The sequence below is a fragment of the Marinobacter alexandrii genome, assembly GCA_039984955.1.
Classification (GTDB): domain Bacteria; phylum Bacteroidota; class Bacteroidia; order Cytophagales; family Cyclobacteriaceae; genus Ekhidna.
This window is the reverse complement of record JBDWTN010000007.1, coordinates 3,037,175-3,051,852: the sequence shown is the minus strand read 5'-3', so window position 1 is coordinate 3,051,852 and position 14,678 is coordinate 3,037,175. Positions and strand designations below refer to the sequence as shown.

Genomic DNA, 14,678 nt, shown 5'->3' with positions numbered 1-14,678 from the left:
TGAAATAAACAGATTTAGAGCCACTAAAATGCTAGTCGCTTTTAACAAACTACCTTTCTCTATTGGCTTAAGGTAATCTAATCATCACTATTATTTATCTTTCTTTTTTGCCAAAATAGTAAGATTAGAGTAAAATGAGTTATTTCTTGGTAACAAGGAGGGCAGTACTATTGCTAAAAAATTTAACGGCATAATGAATAGAGCGGTCTTAAAAAAAGTGGTGATTTTATTTTTAGACTTAAAACTCAATGTAAAATACCAAATAAGTAATTGAAATATGGCTTCAAGGTAATGGTTTGATGGCTCGATTTTTTCAATTTCAAATCCATTTTTATTCAAAATATTTTCAATTCCAAAAGTCGTAAATCTTCTGAAGTCATAGGGTATTTCGTGCTCATGAATAGCAAAAGGAATAGTGATTAGCATTTTTCCTCCATCTTTCAATACTCTATTAAGTTCCAAAATCATTTCATCAATATTGGAGACATGTTCAAAAACCTCGCTACTAAATATCGAATTAAATGACTCATCAGGGTATGGCAAGCTATTTCCATCATAAAAATCATCGACCTTTGATGATGCATGATCATGTCCACTTGATTGAATATCAACTCCGATGTATTTTTCAGCATTGAAAATAGACTCATAAGGTTTTGAACCACAGCCAAAATCTAAAGTTACACCTTCAACATGATGAGAATTTTCTTTTAGCGATTTATACAGTGCTCTTCGAGACAAATAAGAAGAAAAGAAAAAGCTATACCACCACGGTGGATTAAATTCGTTTGGGACAGCATTTTTCATTTTATTCAATATTAAAATATTAGATGTGAACTCTATTTTTATTTTCTAAATCTCTAGCTTCTCTTCTTGAAACCGTAATGAAAATCAGAAAAAGTGACATCATAGGAATTTTATATCTCATAAGAGTACCAAAATTGTAAGTACTTACTCCTACTGCGAATCCAAACAAAATCGAAAACGATAAACAAAATACTAAAAAAGGATCGTTAAAGATTTTCCAAAGACTTTCCTTTCCAAAAAACCTAAATGTCAACAACAGAAGAATAAAACTTTCAATCGACATTAACATCATGAACGGGTTACGTACTTCCCATAAAAACGGCCTGTAAAGAGAAACGAAAATAGCTTCAGGAAGTAGTTTAACCATGTTTTCAATGGTTCCATCTTGCTCGCCCAATGAGTAACCTGATCCTGCATTCTTACCTGTGTAATACCTGATATCATACGCAGTAATCCACGCTCGTTTGGCAAAATTATCTAATGAATAATAACTACTTTCCTTTGTTAAAAAATCAATAGAGAGGTAACTGGATAAAACAAAGAAGAATAGTATGATAGGACCAGCCAAAATCTTTAAAAATGAAGTTCTTATTTTCTTAATTTGGACTAAATAAATCCACAAAGCAGCAGGTGGTATTGCACAATAAAAAATGTATGGCTTAATGTTGATAATCAACCAAACTGAGATGATCAGAACTATTAATGTTTTTATCTTTATTTTTTTTGAATCAGCTATATTTAATAGCGAATATGCAAGCCAGCAAAAAGAACCTAAAGACAATGAATCTTTTAGAAGACCTGATCCCCAAAACACAACGGATGGTACAAACAGGATAATTATTGCAAATTTTAGAGATTGACCTTGATATCTATTATCAATCTTCCAATAAAGTGACCATGCTCCTGACCAAGAAAATATAGCGAAAAAAATGGCTGAAGAAGTATAAGTACCGAAAGTGAAAATATCAAATAACCCAGCAATTCTAACTACAAAGTAAGAATCTGAGTCATAGAAAAACCAAATATGTTTAGCGTATTTAAAGTTTTCAGGTGAAAGTTCATTTGGTCCAAAAATCATATGTAAAGCAGTAATAGGATCTTCCAGAAAAGCCTTCCAAATCCATTGACTTCCATGAGTCCAATAACTGAACGTATCACCACCATCGTAATAGAATTGATAAATAAGCCCTAGAAAGATCGCCCCAGCAAAGCGTACCCATAACGAAGGAAGAAAATACTTACGTGTAGCTGCATTGGTTACATACGGACGAATGAAATATGCGATAGCCGTAAAAAGAATAATGTAGATAGGTGTGATAATAATATCCTTAAGTCCCATAAACTATCTCTCTTACATCACCTAGTTTAAATTCCAGAAAAGGAAACTTACTCAATGGAAAATCATCAATCATCTCTAACTGTTTGATTTCATCCCTCGAATAGATCACAACCTTTCCTCTATCCATTCCTTCTTTCGCCAGTTCTCTCACAAGAGCTTTCCCTAAAGTTCCTGATCCACCAAGAATCGCAATATTTTTTCCGTTAAAAACAGACATTTATTGATGTACTTTTAGCAAATAAACAAATTGATATTAACATAGCACTCTGAAATTCGACAGATTGCACCTATGTGTGGCATAATAGGCTATAAAAATTTTTCATCTCAAAGTGATTTATCAAAATCACTCAAAAAAGCTACAGATTCTCTTAAATTAAGAGGCCCCAATAATCAGGGCACTTTCATTCAGCAAGATGTTGGTTTAGGACACACGAGACTATCCATACTTGATACCTCATCTGGTGCAAACCAACCAATGACCGACCCATCCGGAAGGTATGTTATTGTTTTTAATGGAGAAATTTATAATTACCAAGGTTTAAAATCTGAGTTAGATATCTCCTTCAAAACCACATCTGACACTGAAGTCTTGCTTCACCTCCTCATAAATGAAGGTGAAAAATGTCTTCCAAAACTCAATGGATTCTTTGCTTTTGCTTTTTATGATAAAAAGGAAGATAGGTTATTACTCGCAAGAGATCGAATGGGAATTAAGCCACTGCTCTTCTATCAAGATGAAAATCAATTTTTATTCGGTTCTGAGATGAAGGCTCTTATGTGCTTTCCAACTCAAAGAAAACTGAATAAAGAGGCACTATATTGGTACTTGAAATTAAACTATCTACCTGGCACACTTAGTATGCTAGAAGGAGTTCAAAAACTAGCTCCTGGACATTATCTTAAGTTAAAGACTAATCAAATCGAAGTAAGGCCTTTTATTTCAAAAGATGGAGAAGCTGAATCCTTAGATTACGAAAACGGTCAAAAAGAATTGGTTGACATCTTAGAGGAATCTGTGAAAAAGAGAATGATATCAGATGTTCCTTTGGGTGCTTTTCTCAGCGGAGGAACTGACTCCTCAGCTATTGTTTCTTTAGCATCAAGACATACTAGTCAGTTAAGCACTTTTTCAGTTGGATATGAAGATCAACCGTTTTTTGATGAGACATATTACGCTGAATTAGTAGCCAAAAAATTCAATACTAATCATCATACTTTCAAATTAACGAATGATGATCTTCTAAATGACCTAAACGATATTATAGAATACATAGATGAACCATTTGCCGATTCATCTGCTATACCGACTTATATCTTAAGTAAGCACACCAAAAAGCATGTAACTGTTGCCTTATCAGGTGATGGAGCAGATGAATTATTTGGAGGTTATTATAAACACATGGCGCTAAATCAAGCTTTACATCCATCATTTTCACAGCATGTTATTAAATCTATCTATCCCGCTTTCAACGCACTTCCAAAGTCTCGATCAGGGAAAGTAAGTAACCTTATCCGCCGTATATGCAGGTATGGTGAAATGTTAAAAATGGAACCGATAGAAAGGTATTGGTTCTTGGCATCTCTTACCAATGATCCTTCTTTTCTACTTTATGAGTCTATCAATGTAGAAGAAGAAACTGATTTTAAAAGTCAATTTTTCAAGACATTCACGCCAGATCTAAATGATTATTTATTAGCAGATCAGCAGATGCTACTTCCTGGAGATATGCTTACAAAAGTGGATTTAATGTCAATGGCTAATGGTCTCGAAGTTAGGGTTCCCTTTCTTGATAAAAATGTAGTGAACTTCGCCAGAAGCATCCCTGCAGAGTATAAGATCAAAGGGGCGAACCGTAAGCGGTTGGTTCAAGATGCTTTCCAAAATATTTTACCTAAAGAATTACACAATCGTCCAAAAAAAGGATTTGAAATCCCTCTCTTGCAGTGGATGAGAAATGAGTTATTATCCGATCTAGATAAAACGGTTTTCAATGAAGACTATCTGCAATCTCAAAATCTATTCAATATTGACTCTGTGATGAATTTGAGAGTTATTTTACTCTCAAAAAATCCCAATGATGTCCATGGCATTATCTGGGCTATGTATATTTTCCAAAAGTGGTACATGAAATGGATGGACAATTCACATAATAATAGTTCCTTTATGTCGAATAAAAGCTAGCTATCATCTACTTCTTCTTTTATTTGTGATATATAATTTAAAAATATGCCCTATTCTTTAGTTACTGGTGGTGCCGGGTTTATTGGTGCTCACGTTTCTCGTAGTTTGCTTGAAGCAGGAAAAGACGTCATAGTCCTCGATGACTTAAGCGGTGGTTTTGCAGAGAACGTTCCTCAAAAAGCACTTTTCATACAGGGATCGATTACGGATCATGAGCTTTTAGAGAAGCTATTCAATGATTACGAAATAGACTATATCTATCATCTCGCTGCATACGCTGCGGAGGGATTAAGTCACTTCATTAAGCGATTCAACTATACCAATAACCTTACAGGAAGTGTAAACCTTATTAATGAAGCAATCAAACATAAAGTCAAGTGCTTTGTGTTTACATCTTCTATAGCTACATACGGTGCACTACCTCCTCCTATGAGAGAGGATATGACTCCTATGCCTGAAGATCCATACGGTATTGCTAAACTAGCCGTAGAAATGGACCTGAAGGTTTCCCATGAAATGTTTGGGCTAGATTATGTGATCTTCCGGCCACACAACGTTTACGGTGAGTACCAAAACCTTGGAGATCGCTATCGCAATGTGGTTGGTATATTCATGAATCAATTAATGCAAGGCAATCCTCTCACAATATTTGGAGACGGAAGTCAGACCAGAGCTTTTACCTATGTTGGAGATATTGCCCCTATCATTGCCAATTGCATCAATCATAAGGAGTGTTATGGTGAAGTTTTTAATATTGGAGCGGATAAAGAATACACAGTAAAAGAGCTTGCCACTGCTGTTATTGATGCAATGGAGTTACAAAGTGACCTGCGCTTTCTGGATGCTCGAAATGAAGTGGTACATGCACATTCAGATCATTCCAAAATCAAGAAAATATTCGGAGAATATAGTAAAACCTCGTTGGAGGATGGGCTAAAAGGAATGGTAGGATGGGCCAAAGAGACAGGAGCTAAAAAAAGCTCAAAATTTGAAAATATTGAAATAACGGAGAAACTTCCTCCAGTTTGGTTAGAAGATTAATGTCAAAAATTCTATTTCTTACCCTTCATAGAAAAGATCGCTCGCCAGGCCAGAGATTCCGGCATGAACAGTATTTGGAATACTTAAAACAAAATGGTTTCCAGGTCACCTTTTCTAATATGCTCAGTGCAAAACAGGATAAAGTTTTCTATGGATCTGGCAATACTCTTGGCAAAGCAAGAATTGGACTTTCAGCGATGTTTAAAAGAATAAAGGATGTTTTACGAGCTAACCAATTCGATTACATATTCATTTATCGAGATGCATTTTTCTTCGGAACTTTCTTTGAATGGATGTTCGAAAAGTCAAAAGCTAAACTTCTATTCGACTTTGATGACTCAATATGGCTTCAAGATGAAAATCCTAATCAATCTATTTTTCAGCAACTAAAGAATCCGACCAAAACAGGTAAAATCATTTCTCATTGTGATTTAACAATCGCTGGAAATGAATATCTAGCAGAATATGCAAAACAGCATACCAACAATGTGGTCATCATACCTACTACCATAGACTTAAATGAATATGCTAAAGTTGACGTTGAAAAACAAAAGAAAGGTATATGCATAGGATGGAGTGGTAGTTTCTCAACAATCAAGCATTTTGAAAGTGCACTTGAACCACTAATCACAATCAAAGAGAAGTATGGCGAAAAAGTTTATTTCAAGGTAATTGGGGATAGAAACTATCAAAACGAAGAGTTAAATATCCAAGGACTTGCGTGGAAGAGCAAGACAGAGGTTCAGGACTTATGTGAAATAGATATTGGCATCATGCCTCTACCTGATGATGCCTGGAGTAAAGGAAAGTGTGGATTGAAAGGGCTCCAATATATGGCTCTGGAAATCCCAACTATTATGTCTCCAGTAGGAGTCAATTCGGATATTATTCAAGAAGGAGAAAATGGCTTGTTAGCATCCAGTACTGATGAATGGGTAGAAAAATTATCTATGCTAATTGATGATGCTGCTTTAAGAAAAAGAATTGGAAAAAATGGAAGAACGACAGTTGAGCAGGACTACAGTGTAGATGCAAATAAAGAAAAATGGCTTGCTGCTTTTAGTTTCTAAAGCCTCTTCAGCCTTCTCTTTGCTTCCTTGTATGAAGAATGACTCCTTTTTGCAGCTTTCTTTACTCTCTTATAATATGACCTAGCTAAGTCTGGATCCTTCTCTTTCTCGGCTATTATTCCTAAATGAAGTAGTGAAAAGAAATAATAACCCATTTTAGTTGCTTTAGCTTCTTCTGCATAAACCAGTCCTTTCTTGTAAAAATTCTTTGCTTGTTCATATCTCCTCCATTTTTCATTTATATGACCGAGAAAAAAACAAGCATATCGTCCGCTGTTAGCTTCATATCCAATCTTAGCACTATCTATCTTTTGCAAGATTTCTACCGATACTTTTTCTGATTTGCTATACTGACCACTTTGATACAATAGCCGAGCATAATATCTATGAAAGTAGGCGTTACCAGGAAATTGTTGATTCAAGTACCCCCCTACTTGCAATGCACCTGCAATATCCTTTTCTTCTGTAGCCAGGATACGCATTAGGTAATATTGCGCCTCAGTTCTTGAGTAGAATGCATTCCTAGCTACTTCCTTCAGTTGTTCAATTCCTTTTTTCTTATCCCCTTTAGGAAAAAAAACCATCAATGGTCTAAGCAATGGATATTCTTCACGAATCCACTTTGCATAGTAATTAAATAATGCATCACCAAAGAGCAACTCTGGGCTATATTCTTCATGCCCACTGCAATCTCCAAGGTATTTCAAAGATCTACTACCAGCCAACGCTGCTTTACGATACTCTCTCCTTTCGGAATACAATCTACCTTCAAATGCATATGCAGCTGCCAAAAAAAATGCACCTTCTATTTCATTGTAATTTTCAAGTACATTTTCAGCCAAAATTTTTGTAGTATCCATGTAGGCTAGAAACTTCTCATCCCATTCCGTCTCATTATAGTTTGGTACGATTCTCCACCAATAATTTAAGCCCTTCAAGAGATATGGAAGTGGATGCCAGGGATATTGCTTTTGCAGATAATTAAAATGACTATGAGCTTTTTCAAACTCAAAATTGTACATCGAGTTGATAGCTTCTGTAGATTCTATCTGTATGAAAGGATTAATCAGTAAACTATACCTTGAGCTATCACCATCCGACTTTGCAGATTGCCGCTGAGCAATCACTTGAGCCGAGAATAGGATTAAGGAAAGAGCAATGATATTTTTGACGTTCAAATTCATTCAACTGTAAATCTAAATGACCAATAGTTTATCTAAGTACAGAAAGCAATTTCTTGAAGAATGGTTTGACTTTAACGGTGCAGGTATGTTTTTCATTATCTGTTTAACGTATATCGCATTGCTTTTTGTAAAACGTATTTTCATTATTGACTCCATTGCAGCTTTTGAAGTTCTTAATGAGCGAGGTGAAATCTGGGTATTTGATATTTTGTATGGCATACAATATTTGAGTGTTCCCATTTTTCTTGCCTGGAAATGGACGTGGACTACACTTACACTATGGATAGGATGCTTCATGTTTGGTTATAGACTTCATTTCAATCAATTGTGGAAAATGGTCATGCTTGCAGAAATTTTCTTCTTTTTGCCTGAAATCGTAAAAGTCATCTGGTTCACAGTTTTTGGCTCAGATCCTGATTACCATGATTATATGGCATTTTATCCATTCTCAGCGATCAACCTTGTGGACTACACACAAATCGCTCCAAAATGGCACTACCCACTCAAGTCTTTAAACATTTTTGAGATTTTCTATTGGCCAATCCTAGCCTTTGGCATTTACTTCTTAGGTGGAAAAAAAATAAAGACATCAGCATACATTGTATTAAGCACGTATGTCTTGTTCTTCATTGTATGGTTAGGTTTCTATTTAGCTGTTTATTAAAAAATCATTGGTTCTCAATCAGTCGTTGATGATAAATCTTAGCTGAATATCTACTTTCAATACCTTACTGATCAATTGGTTATTGGAAATCAGGTATGATATAAGCCTGATATCTTCGGGTTAATTGCTATTTTCGCCCTTCATATTAATTTGACCATGGGATACCAAAAAATCAATATAACTACCGGCTGGATCGCCTTTCTGATTGCATTAGTTACGTATTGTCTTACCGTAGAGCCTACGGCAAGCTTTTGGGATGCTGGTGAATTTATTGCCTGTTCCTACAAACTTGAAGTTCCACACCCACCGGGTGCTCCCTTCTTTCTCTTGACTGGACGTATGTTCTCAATGCTTGCAGGAGATGATGTAACTCAAGTTGCTTTTTGGGTAAACATGCTCAGTGTGATGAGTAGTGCATTTTTCGTACTATTTATCTTTTGGTCAATCACGCACCTTGCTAAAAGAGTTTTGAAAATAAAAAAAGGCGAGGAAACAACTACAGACACTATTCTCATAATGGGGACTGGACTTGTGGGCGCATTAACATGTACTTTCTCAGATTCATTTTGGTTTTCTGCAGTTGAAGCAGAAGTGTATGGGATGTCAGCCTTCTTTACATCCTTTGTTTTCTGGGCTATTTTGAGATGGGAAAATATGACGGAAGAGCAAGACCGTGCCCGCTGGTTAATTCTAATTGCCTACATGATGGGTCTATCTATAGGTGTCCACCTATTAAATCTTGTTGCCATCCCAGTACTAGGACTCATTGTTTATTTCAAGTATTTTGAAAATGTAACGAAGAAGGGAATTATATACACACTAGCTATTTCTGCGGCTATTTTATTAATCATCTTAGAAGGAATAATTCCTGGTCTTCCATCAATGGCAGGAAAGATTGAGATTTTCTTTGTGAATAGCTTAGGCCTACCGTTTGGATCAGGCGTAGTTTTCTTTGGGCTACTTGTGCTTGGAGGATTGACATATGGAATCTATTGGTCGGTAAAGCATAACAAATACGTATTAAATACTTCACTACTTGCCTTAGCATTCATCATGATAGGCTATTCTTCTTACTCTATTGCGGTAATTAGAAGTAATTATAATCCTCCCATTGATGAAAATAATCCCGATGAAATAATCTCATTCGTCTCATACTTAAAAAGAGAGCAGTATGGCAGCCGTCCATTGTTTAAAGGACCCTACTATACAGCAAGTCTTATCGAAAATGAAAAGGGTGCTCCGGTATACATGAGAGGAGATGACGAATATGTAATCAAGGATTATAAAGTCAATCAGAAATTTGATCCTAAGCATTCGACCATATTGCCACGAATGTATAGTTCCGATGCAAATCATATAAAAAAATACAGACAAGTAACTGGCTTGAAAGAAGGTGAAAAGCCTGGCTGGGGAGATAACTTCTATTACCTGATTGTCCATCAGCTTGGGCATCAATACTTCAGGTATTTTATGTGGAATTTCACGGGTAGAGAAAGTGATATTCAAGGAGCTGGATGGGTTGGACTTGTGGGGGCATTCGATGAGATACCTGATATATTGGCGAGCAATAAAGGACGGAACGTTTACTTTGGAATGCCTCTGCTGCTTGGTTTATTTGGAATGTTCATCCAATACAAAAAAGATGTCAAGCTTTTCTCAGCAACAGCTCTGCTTTTCTTTATGACAGGTATAGCTATTGTCCTGTATCTAAATACTCCTCCTATTGAACCCAGGGAAAGGGATTATATATATGCAGGTTCCTTTTACATATTCACCATCTGGGTTGGGTTTGGAGTTCTTGCGCTATATGATGTTTTAAAGAACATCTCCAAACAAAAAAAGGTAGCTGCAGTACTTGCTTCAGTCATCGGGCTAACTATTCCAGTATTGATGGCTAGTGAAAACTGGGACGATCATGATAGGTCTGACAGGTACTTTTCTGTTGATGCTGCCAAAAACTATTTATCCTCGGTAGCTCCAAATGGAATAATTTTTACCGGTGGAGATAATGATACTTTCCCGCTTTGGTATGCACAAGAGGTGGAGGGATTCCGAACAGATGTAAGAGTAATTGTTTTGAGCTACTACAATACTGATTGGTACATTCAACAATCCGCGAGAAGAGCTTATGAGTCTGAATCATTTCCATATGGCTTAGATATTGGCTTGTACCAACAAGGTGGAATGAATGATTATTTGCCTGTTTACGAGCGAGAAGAATTAAAAGGAAACGCAATTAATGCTCAGATGTTACTCAGGTTTATATCTGAAGAAAATCCTGGTTTACAGATACAAGCAAATAGTTACACAACTTATAATACTGTACCGTCAAAAGCGCTATTCCTTGATATAGATACGGAAAAAGCTAAGCGTATCGTGCCGGAAGACATGCATGATAAGATTGTAGATAAAATGATCTTGAGAGTCAAAGGGCGAGGTTTGGAGAAAAAAGATCTAGCATTTTTAGACCTTCTAGTAAACTCTGATTGGGAAAGACCCATTTACTTAAACAACACTTCCATTGCCCAAATGAACATTGACCTAAGGGGTTATGTAGTTCAAGAAGGGATGGCTTACAGAGTAGTACCAGTATTGTCGGAAACTTCAAGGGGTGGCTACCCCGTAAATACGGAAGTGATGTATGAGAACGTCATGAACAAATTTACCTGGACTAATCTTGATGACCCGAGCATTTACTATACTCAAGATTATATGGGATTTGTACTGAACTCCAGATCAACGTTCAACACACTAGCGGAAGATTTAATTGCAGAAGGGGATTATGCGAGAGCTTCTGAGGTCTTGAAAAGATGTCTTGAAGTAATGCCAAATGAATCATTACCGTTTGATTTCTTTAGTGTACAACAAGTAGGAATGTTGCTGCAGGTTGGCGAACCAGAACTTGCTGATCATGTTGCTGAAGTCACATCAGATAATGCATCCCAATGGTTAGATTATTACTTCTCGACTGAAGGTCAAGAAACTAATGAATTGCAAAGGCAACTGCTCTCTTTAAATGAAGTTGCAAGAGCATATAGAGCGAATGGAGATCGTGAAAAAGCAGCAGCTTATGAGGAGTTATTCAATAGCTATTATACGCAGCTGCAGTCTCAGCAATAACCATTTAGAAGATATAAATCAAAAAAGGCTTCTGTTATACAGAAGCCTTTTTTATTGAATAAATATTTTTTTTTAGTTTTTCAAAAAACGAAAAGCTTTTTTGAATCGCTTTTTTTCGTTTTTAACAATTAAAAAATAATAGCCAGTTGCTAAATCTTTTACTTGTATTTTGTATTTACCTATACCCACTTCTTCAGGCTTGATTAGTAGTTTGTTCCCAATCATGGAATTCAATTCGAATTCAGTTTTTGAAGACTCTCCTTCTACTTGAACTATTATAAACTCAACAGCTGGATTAGGATAGATACTTATCTGCGTTTCCTGATCATTATTCAAACCTTCTTGTGCAGACAAAGTCCCACAAAGAATCAAGGCGAACGTTAATGTGATTAGTTTATTGCGCATATATTGAATACAAATTACGTAAAAAAAGTCAGATAGTTCCTAATGGACAGAAAATAATAATCGTTAATTAACGTTAACCACAGCATTTCACTTGCATTATTCCTAGAAAAAATTGCTTTAAACTCATTGATTAGACGTTTTCAAAATTGATCGATTTTTTATATCGATTAGTCTAAAAAATTAATTCACGAGTGAATTAACAGCAAATCCTATAAATGAAATGATATCAGAAGCTTGTATCCAAGAAGTTTTCAATCCACTCACAGCCTCATCTCCCGAAGCTCCATGAAGATAAACGCCTAACCTCAAGGCCTCAAAAGGAGTTAAACCTTGAGCTAATAATGCTCCAACAATTCCAGTCAATACGTCACCGCTTCCTGCTGTTGCTAATCCAGGATTTCCAGTTGGATTGAAAAATATATTCCCCTCAGTATTACAAACAGCTGAATAAGCTCCTTTCAAAACTACATTCACTTCATTCTCAACGCAGAAATTTCTAAGCTTTGTTAGTTTATCAAAGTCATTTTGCCATTCCCCTACTAGCTTTTTAAACTCTCCAGGATGAGGTGTCAAAATTGATTGTTTAGGAAGATGCTCTAGCAAATCCTTATTCTCCGAAAGAATATTTATTCCATCAGCATCAATCACCAGTGGCTCATCATGAGTTTTTATAAACCCCCTAAATGAACTTACGGTATTCAACTCGGTTGCTATACCCGGACCAATTGCCACCACATCGTTAACCTTCGGGATTGACTCAATATGAGTTTCACCTTCATCAACGGAAACCATTGCCTCAGGAATTGCAATTTGCAAAGCATCAATACCACAATGAGGAGTATGAACATTGACCAATCCAACTCCGGCCCTAAAAGCGGCTCTTGCGCATAAAATAGCGGCTCCAATTTTTCCTACACTACCAGCTACAATCATAAGTCTACCCACCTGATTCTTATGTGTAAACCACATACGTTGAGGAACTAGGTTTATCATTTCATTTTTGGTTGTACAGAAAAGATTGGTTGGTTGTTTAGCTATGAAATCCTCATGTAACCCAATATTGATAGTACTCCATTTTCCAGTATATCGGCGGTAGTCTGGGAGGAAGAAAGTCAATTTGGGCATCTGAAATGAGATTGTACAATCAGCCTCAAATACCGCATCTTCTTGTAATATTGGCTTATCTACATAAAGGCCTGATGGAATATCAATAGATATTTTTTGTGCTTTCTGAGCATTTAAATATTCAATTAGTTTGGCATACAATCCTTCAATAGGTCTTGTTAGCCCAGTACCAAAAAGACCATCAATAATAATTGAATGACTGTCTATTTTCGGAAAAACACTGAGATCAGTGATACTTCTATATTTCTTTAATCTTTTGAGGTTAGTCGTAAAATCATCACTTCCTTCTGTGATTTCTCCAATTACGAAAGGGAAAATAGTCCATCCGTTGTTCTTTAGGAGTCTTGATATCGCTAGTCCATCACCTCCATTGTTCCCTGTACCGCAGAAAATATAGACTGGTTTTTTCTCAGGATGTAATCTGAGGAATTGACTTACAAAAGCACTACTAGCCCTCTCCATCAAATCAACAGATGAGATAGGCTCGTTTTCGATCGTGAAATTGTCCGCGTTTCTAATCTGTTCTGCACTAAGAATTTTCATCTTGATTACCTGTCTACCTCACCCATATTTAAATCCATTGAACCTAAAATTGCAAATAAATCTGCCAGCATACATCCCTTACTGATATCTGCTATAACAGAGAGATTACTAAAACTAGGTGACCTGGCTTTACATCTCAATGGCTGATCCGCTCGACCATCCGTTCGAAAGAAAAAGCCTAATTCTCCCTTTGGATTCTCAGCTCTAACATAAAAATCTTGTGCTTTCGGCCTAATTTTTTTGGGCACTAAAGCTCGGGGATCAAATTCTTTCGTTCGCTTATGTTCACCCAGAAGCTTTTCAACGCATTGCTCAATGATTTTTATTGACTGCCAGCATTCTTCGTAACGAACCCAGTTACGATCCCAACAATCTCCAACTGTTCCTACTTTCCCAGTACCAACAGGAATATCAAAATCTATTTCTGGGTACACGCTATACCCATCAATTTTGCGTAAATCAAATTTTAACCCTGAACCTCGAAGCATAGGTCCATTGATGCCATAGTTGATCGCTAAATCGGCTGGAAGTACACCAATACTTGCTGTCCTCTCAATAAAAATTTTATTATTAACAAGCAGAGTTTCAGAATCTTTAAGCTTAGGCTTCAGATAATCAACGAATTCTTTCGCTCGTTCTTCAAAACCAACAGGTAAATCATAAAAAAGTCCCCCTACCCATATATAATTATAAAGCATTCTCGCTCCACTTGCCCACTCCAACATTCTGAGTATATGCTCACGATCACGCATCATCCATAGGAATGGAGTGATAGCTCCGATATCCATCCCGAAGGTGCCAATAGCTATAAAATGAGAAGCAATTCGATTGAGCTCTGCAACGAGTACTCTGATATATTCTATCCGTTTTGGAATTTCTTTGTCAATCCCAAGCATTTGCTCAACTCCCATTACAAATGCCCATTCATTGTTCATGGCGGCTACATAATCCATCCGATCTGTATATGGAATGGTTTGATTGAAAGCTAGGGATTCAGCGTGTTTTTCAAAGCAGCGATGTAGATAGCCCATGTGTGGGACAACATCCACAACGATCTCTCCATCCGTGACCACCTCCAGCCTTAATACACCATGAGTAGATGGATGCTGAGGGCCTAGATTGATGATCATCTCCTCTGTCTTGAGGTCTGATTCTTTATACTTAAGGGGTTCTGATTTTATTAAAAATGATTCTGCCATGA

Annotated in this window: 12 protein-coding genes; 5 read left to right on the top strand and 7 right to left on the bottom strand. The window is 36.5% G+C overall.

Annotation, left to right across the window (positions count from 1 at the left end):
* Positions 1 to 90 precede the first annotated feature (90 nt).
* From ABJQ32_19900 to ABJQ32_19890, 3 genes are read right to left on the bottom strand one after another with little or no spacing between them, the layout of a single operon-like run.
* Positions 91 to 804, bottom strand: coding sequence for a class I SAM-dependent methyltransferase (locus ABJQ32_19900; GenBank protein ID MEP5291930.1), 714 nt, complete (start codon positions 802 to 804; stop codon positions 91 to 93).
* 19 nt (positions 805 to 823) lie between these two features.
* Positions 824 to 2,143: a hypothetical protein gene (locus ABJQ32_19895; GenBank protein MEP5291929.1), complete on the bottom strand. Its 1,320-nt coding sequence runs from the start codon at positions 2,141 to 2,143 to the stop codon at positions 824 to 826.
* Positions 2,133 to 2,360: a polysaccharide biosynthesis protein gene (locus tag ABJQ32_19890; protein ID MEP5291928.1), complete on the bottom strand. Its 228-nt coding sequence runs from the start codon at positions 2,358 to 2,360 to the stop codon at positions 2,133 to 2,135. Before ABJQ32_19890 ends, ABJQ32_19895 begins: the two co-directional genes overlap by 11 nt.
* Before the next feature lie 72 nt (positions 2,361 to 2,432).
* Between ABJQ32_19890 and asnB the strand changes: the two genes are divergently transcribed.
* From asnB to ABJQ32_19875, 3 genes are read left to right on the top strand one after another with little or no spacing between them, the layout of a single operon-like run.
* The gene (asnB, locus tag ABJQ32_19885; protein MEP5291927.1) at positions 2,433 to 4,325 is read left to right on the top strand and encodes an asparagine synthase (glutamine-hydrolyzing); all 1,893 of its coding nucleotides are present in this window, start codon (positions 2,433 to 2,435) and stop codon (positions 4,323 to 4,325) included.
* A 45-nt stretch (positions 4,326 to 4,370) separates the two neighbouring features.
* Positions 4,371 to 5,366, top strand: a complete 996-nt coding sequence (locus ABJQ32_19880; protein MEP5291926.1) for an NAD-dependent epimerase/dehydratase family protein — start codon at positions 4,371 to 4,373, stop codon at positions 5,364 to 5,366.
* Positions 5,366 to 6,436 carry a glycosyltransferase family 4 protein gene (locus tag ABJQ32_19875; GenBank protein ID MEP5291925.1) on the top strand — a complete coding sequence of 357 codons (1,071 nt, stop codon included), beginning with the start codon at positions 5,366 to 5,368 and terminating at the stop codon, positions 6,434 to 6,436. The genes ABJQ32_19880 and ABJQ32_19875 overlap by 1 nt, the downstream gene beginning before the upstream one ends.
* Here the strand turns inward: ABJQ32_19875 and ABJQ32_19870 are convergent.
* Positions 6,433 to 7,620: a hypothetical protein gene (locus tag ABJQ32_19870; GenBank protein ID MEP5291924.1), complete on the bottom strand. Its 1,188-nt coding sequence runs from the start codon at positions 7,618 to 7,620 to the stop codon at positions 6,433 to 6,435. The two genes, ABJQ32_19875 and ABJQ32_19870, sit on opposite strands and share 4 nt — an antisense overlap.
* Positions 7,621 to 7,636: 16 nt before the next feature.
* Between ABJQ32_19870 and ABJQ32_19865 the strand changes: the two genes are divergently transcribed.
* Positions 7,637 to 8,284, top strand: a complete 648-nt coding sequence (locus tag ABJQ32_19865; protein MEP5291923.1) for a hypothetical protein — start codon at positions 7,637 to 7,639, stop codon at positions 8,282 to 8,284.
* 156 nt (positions 8,285 to 8,440) lie between these two features.
* A complete protein-coding gene (locus tag ABJQ32_19860; GenBank protein ID MEP5291922.1) occupies positions 8,441 to 11,404 on the top strand; it encodes a DUF2723 domain-containing protein in 2,964 nt (987 codons plus the stop codon).
* Positions 11,405 to 11,476: 72 nt separating this feature from the next.
* On the opposite strand, the gene ABJQ32_19855 is transcribed toward ABJQ32_19860, so the two are convergent.
* The 3 genes from ABJQ32_19855 to ABJQ32_19845 all read right to left on the bottom strand — a co-directional run bounded on the left by ABJQ32_19855 (position 11,477) and on the right by ABJQ32_19845 (position 14,676).
* A complete protein-coding gene (locus tag ABJQ32_19855) occupies positions 11,477 to 11,809 on the bottom strand; it encodes a T9SS type A sorting domain-containing protein (protein ID MEP5291921.1) in 333 nt (110 codons plus the stop codon).
* A gap of 180 nt (positions 11,810 to 11,989) precedes the next feature.
* Entirely contained in the window at positions 11,990 to 13,477 is a 1,488-nt protein-coding gene (locus tag ABJQ32_19850; GenBank protein MEP5291920.1) for an NAD(P)H-hydrate dehydratase, read from the bottom strand.
* A 5-nt stretch (positions 13,478 to 13,482) separates the two neighbouring features.
* Entirely contained in the window at positions 13,483 to 14,676 is a 1,194-nt protein-coding gene (locus tag ABJQ32_19845) for an NADH-quinone oxidoreductase subunit D (GenBank protein MEP5291919.1), read from the bottom strand.
* Positions 14,677 to 14,678: the final 2 nt, after the last annotated feature.

Coding starts and splice junctions, on each gene's coding strand:
- ABJQ32_19900 (MEP5291930.1), bottom strand. CDS start 804: ATGAAAAATGCTGTCCCAAACGAATTTAATCCACCGTGGTGGTATAGC.
- ABJQ32_19895 (MEP5291929.1), bottom strand. CDS start 2,143: ATGGGACTTAAGGATATTATTATCACACCTATCTACATTATTCTTTTT.
- ABJQ32_19890 (MEP5291928.1), bottom strand. CDS start 2,360: ATGTCTGTTTTTAACGGAAAAAATATTGCGATTCTTGGTGGATCAGGA.
- asnB (MEP5291927.1), top strand. CDS start 2,433: ATGTGTGGCATAATAGGCTATAAAAATTTTTCATCTCAAAGTGATTTA.
- ABJQ32_19880 (MEP5291926.1), top strand. CDS start 4,371: ATGCCCTATTCTTTAGTTACTGGTGGTGCCGGGTTTATTGGTGCTCAC.
- ABJQ32_19875 (MEP5291925.1), top strand. CDS start 5,366: ATGTCAAAAATTCTATTTCTTACCCTTCATAGAAAAGATCGCTCGCCA.
- ABJQ32_19870 (MEP5291924.1), bottom strand. CDS start 7,620: ATGAATTTGAACGTCAAAAATATCATTGCTCTTTCCTTAATCCTATTC.
- ABJQ32_19865 (MEP5291923.1), top strand. CDS start 7,637: ATGACCAATAGTTTATCTAAGTACAGAAAGCAATTTCTTGAAGAATGG.
- ABJQ32_19860 (MEP5291922.1), top strand. CDS start 8,441: ATGGGATACCAAAAAATCAATATAACTACCGGCTGGATCGCCTTTCTG.
- ABJQ32_19855 (MEP5291921.1), bottom strand. CDS start 11,809: ATGCGCAATAAACTAATCACATTAACGTTCGCCTTGATTCTTTGTGGG.
- ABJQ32_19850 (MEP5291920.1), bottom strand. CDS start 13,477: ATGAAAATTCTTAGTGCAGAACAGATTAGAAACGCGGACAATTTCACG.
- ABJQ32_19845 (MEP5291919.1), bottom strand. CDS start 14,676: ATGGCAGAATCATTTTTAATAAAATCAGAACCCCTTAAGTATAAAGAA.